The following is a 3,411-nucleotide window of genomic DNA, read 5'->3' on the forward strand; positions in this document are numbered from 1 at the left end:
AAGTACGCCGGGGTGACCCATCCTTCGGAAGGAGGATGGCGTCCGCACGATCGGGGGATCCCGTGCGGATCTCCGCCCCGCCAGGCTCGGAGCATGACGGTGATCGAGGTCGAGGACCTCTGCAAGAGCTATGGGAGCACTCGGGCGGTGGACCGGGTGTCGTTCACGGTGACGAAGGGAGAGACGTTCGGCGTCCTGGGCCACAATGGCGCGGGCAAGACCACCACGGTGGAATGCCTGGTGGGGCTACGCCGGCCGGACGCGGGGACGGTACGCGTGCTCGGCATGGATCCCGCCCGCCGCCGCCGCGCCCTCGCCCAGCGCACAGGCGTACAGCTCCAGGAGAGCGAGCTGCCCGACCGGCTCAGGGTGGCCGAGGCCATGCGCCTGTTCGCGGCGTTCTACGACCGCCCGGACGACTGGCGGGCGGTGCTGGAGCGCTGGGGGCTCAGTCCGATCGCAAGCAAGGCGTTCGGCGACCTGTCGGGCGGCCAGAAGCAGCGGCTCAAACTCGCGATGGCCCTGGTGGGCGGGCCGGAGCTGGTGGTGCTCGACGAGCTCACCACGGGGCTCGACCCCCTCGCCCGCCGCGAGACCTGGACGCTCATCGGCGACCTCAAGGCCTCCGGCATCACGGCGGTGTTGGTGAGCCACTTCATGGACGAGGCCGAGGAGCTGTGCGACCGGGTGGCCGTGTTCGGCCGCGGCCGGATCATCGCGCTCGGCAGCCCGCGTGAGCTGGTCGGCCGGACCGGGACCGGGTCGCTGGAGGAGGCGTACTTCGCGCTGTCGGGGGAGAGGCGATGAAGGCGTTCGCCCACCTGTCGGCGACGGAGCTCAGGCTACTGGGCAGGGATCCGGGCAGCCTGTTCTTCATGATCGCCTTCCCCTCCATGCTCCTCGTGCTGAACGGCGGCAGCAACCAGCTCGAGGTCCGTGTGCCCGGCTACCTGGCCATGATCCTGGCCATCGGCGGGATCTCCGCGCTGCCCGCGATTCTGGCGACCTACCGGGAGCGGAAAGTGCTGCGCCGCCTGGCGACCACCCCCATCTCGCCGTTCGTGCTGCTCACCGCACAGATCGTGGCCCAGCTCGCGATGGCGTTCGCGGGAGCGGTCATCGTGACGGGGGTCGGCGTGCTCGGATTCGGGGTGGCCCTGCCCGCGCATCCGGCCCGGCTGGCCCTGGCCTTCGTGCTGAGCGCGCTGATGTGCTACGCCATCGGGTTCGTGATCGCCGCCCTCGCACCCCGCGCGCGGACCGCGGAGCTGATCGGGCTGCTGGTGATGTTCCCAATGATCTTCCTGGCCGGCGCGGCCATCCCTCGCGGGGGAGTGCCGGAGGCGATGCGCGAAATCGGCGACTACCTGCCGCTCACCCACGCGGTGACCGCCCTGGGGGAGAGCTGGTCCGGCACGCCTACGCTGCCACCACTGCTGATCCTTTCGGGGATAATCGCCCTTGGCACCACCGTGGCGGTTGCGCTGTTTCGCTGGGAGTGATCGGGCGATGGACGAGACGGGCTGGATGCGGGTCTTCCATCTGCTGTTCTACACCTGCCTCACGGTCTCGGCGACGATCGTGCTCCTGCAGGGAAGCCTTGATCTCGTCACGCTCGCGCTCACGCTACTGATGGGCGGCTGGTACGCGTTCTTCGTCGTGCGCAGGCCCGCCCTCCTCCAACAGCTCAACCCCATGGCCGGGCACCTGCTGGTGCTGATCGCGCTACAGTTCGCGCTGATCAGGATGGACTCGGCGTACGAGATGACGATGTGGGGCATGGTCGCGCTGCCGTACCTCCTGCTGCCCGGGCGGTGGGGCTACGCCGGCGCGGTGGCGTTGGTCTTCTCTTCATCCGTGGAGGCCGGGCTGATCGACATGATCCCGCGCGATCCGTCCGTCCTGGGATCCCTCGTGGGCAACACCACGCTGTCGATCATCATGGGCCTGTTCGCCCGGGATCTCGTCAGGCAGAGCGAGCAAAGCCGGGCGGTGGGCACCCTGGAGGAGCGGGCGAGACTGGCCAGGGAGATCCACGACACGCTCGCCCAAGGGTTCAGCGGGATCATCGCCCAACTGGAGGCGGCCGAGCAGGGGATCGACGACTCGGACGCCGTACGCAAGCGGATCTCGCTGGCCAAGCAACTGGCCCGCGACAGCCTCAACGAGGCCCGGCGCTCCGTCGACGCCCTGCGGCCGGAGCCGCTGGAGCGGGCCGAGCTCCACCAGGCGCTGGCCGCTGTCGCCGAACGCTGGTCCGCCGCCACCGCCGTGTCCGTGGCCGTCTCGGTGGACGGCGAGCCGCGGCGGCTGCCGGTCGAGATGGAGACAACGGTGCTGCGGGCCGCGCAGGAAGCGCTGGCGAACGTGGCCAGGCACGCGCGGGCCGGGCGGGTGGCGCTGACCCTGTCCTACATGGACGAAGAGGTCACGCTGGACGTACTCGACGATGGGATGGGCTTCGACCCGGCCGCTGCCGGAGGCGGCTATGGGCTGGTCGCCATGCACGAGCGCGCCTCGCGATCGGGAGGTACGGTGACCGTGGAGTCGGCGCCGGGAGAGGGGACCGCGTTGTGCGTGAGCATCCCGTGCGCCTGATGATCGTCGATGACCACCCGGTGGTACGCGACGGGCTGCGCGGCATCTTCGACGGCGTGCCCGACATCGAGGTGGTCGCCGAGGCCGCCGATGGGCACCAGGCGCTCGCCCAGACTCGGGCCGCGCGGCCCGACGTGGTGCTGATGGACCTGCGCATGCCGGGGCTCGACGGGGTCGGCGCCATCGAGCGACTGCGCGCGGACCATCCCGAAGTCCGCGTCATCGTGCTGACCACGTACGACACCGACGCGGACGTGTCGCGGGCGCTGGCCGCGGGTGTGGTCGGCTACCTGCTCAAAGACGCGCCGCGCGAGGAACTGCAGGCGGCCGTGCGCACGGCCGCGGCCGGCGGCCGGGTCCTGGCCCACAAGATCACCTCCCAGCTCATCGACGGCCTCGGCAAGAAGCAGGGGGCCGCGCCGAGCGCGCGCGAGCTGGAGGTGCTCAGGCTCATCGCGCGGGGCGCGGCCAACAAGGAGGTCGCACGCGCCCTGCTCATCAGCGAGACCACCGTCAAGACCCACCTCAAGCACGTCTTCGCCAAGCTGGGCGTGGACAACCGCGCGGCCGCCGTGGTGGCCGCGATGGAGCGGCGGCTCATCTGACCGGGCCAGGGCCACCCTCCGTGACGTCATGGCCGCGGGCGCGACCTGCTCGTCGCGCCTGACGGTGACGGGACACTGAGCCGGCCAGTGTGTCGAGTTTCTTCATTTTGTCCTGCACGACCTGGCCCGCCGAAAGGGCCAGCCGCGCGAGCAGTCCCCGGAGCCTGGCGCCGCCGCCATCGATCGGGATCCCGTCGTCGGCGTACTA

General features: G+C 70.5%; 4 protein-coding genes. All 4 read left to right on the plus strand.

The genetic code is table 11. The annotated features are described in order from the left end of the window. Positions 1-93 precede the first annotated feature (93 nt). Genes ABEA43_RS67525 through ABEA43_RS67540 form a run of 4 tightly spaced genes read left to right on the plus strand, consistent with a single transcriptional unit; the run spans position 94 to position 3,203 of the window. Positions 94-807, plus strand: a complete 714-nt coding sequence (locus ABEA43_RS67525) for an ABC transporter ATP-binding protein (RefSeq protein ID WP_345581446.1) — start codon at positions 94-96, stop codon at positions 805-807. Further along, positions 804-1,502, plus strand: a complete 699-nt coding sequence (locus ABEA43_RS67530) for an ABC transporter permease (RefSeq protein ID WP_345581449.1) — start codon at positions 804-806, stop codon at positions 1,500-1,502. The genes ABEA43_RS67525 and ABEA43_RS67530 overlap by 4 nt, the downstream gene beginning before the upstream one ends. Before the next feature lie 7 nt (positions 1,503-1,509). Continuing rightward, positions 1,510-2,598, plus strand: coding sequence for a sensor histidine kinase (locus tag ABEA43_RS67535; protein WP_345581452.1), 1,089 nt, complete (start codon positions 1,510-1,512; stop codon positions 2,596-2,598). After that, positions 2,598-3,203: a response regulator gene (locus ABEA43_RS67540; protein WP_345581455.1), complete on the plus strand. Its 606-nt coding sequence runs from the start codon at positions 2,598-2,600 to the stop codon at positions 3,201-3,203. Before ABEA43_RS67535 ends, ABEA43_RS67540 begins: the two co-directional genes overlap by 1 nt. The last annotated feature ends 208 nt before the right edge of the window (positions 3,204-3,411 follow it).

The organism is Nonomuraea rosea (assembly GCF_039539705.1).
Lineage (GTDB): Bacteria > Actinomycetota > Actinomycetes > Streptosporangiales > Streptosporangiaceae > Nonomuraea > Nonomuraea rosea.

What these genes read in the sequence shown, in the direction of transcription:
- ABEA43_RS67525 (WP_345581446.1), top strand. Translation starts at nt 94, where the DNA reads ATGACGGTGATCGAGGTCGAGGACCTCTGCAAGAGCTATGGGAGCACT.
- ABEA43_RS67530 (WP_345581449.1), top strand. Translation starts at nt 804, where the DNA reads ATGAAGGCGTTCGCCCACCTGTCGGCGACGGAGCTCAGGCTACTGGGC.
- ABEA43_RS67535 (WP_345581452.1), top strand. Translation starts at nt 1,510, where the DNA reads ATGGACGAGACGGGCTGGATGCGGGTCTTCCATCTGCTGTTCTACACC.
- ABEA43_RS67540 (WP_345581455.1), top strand. Translation starts at nt 2,598, where the DNA reads ATGATCGTCGATGACCACCCGGTGGTACGCGACGGGCTGCGCGGCATC.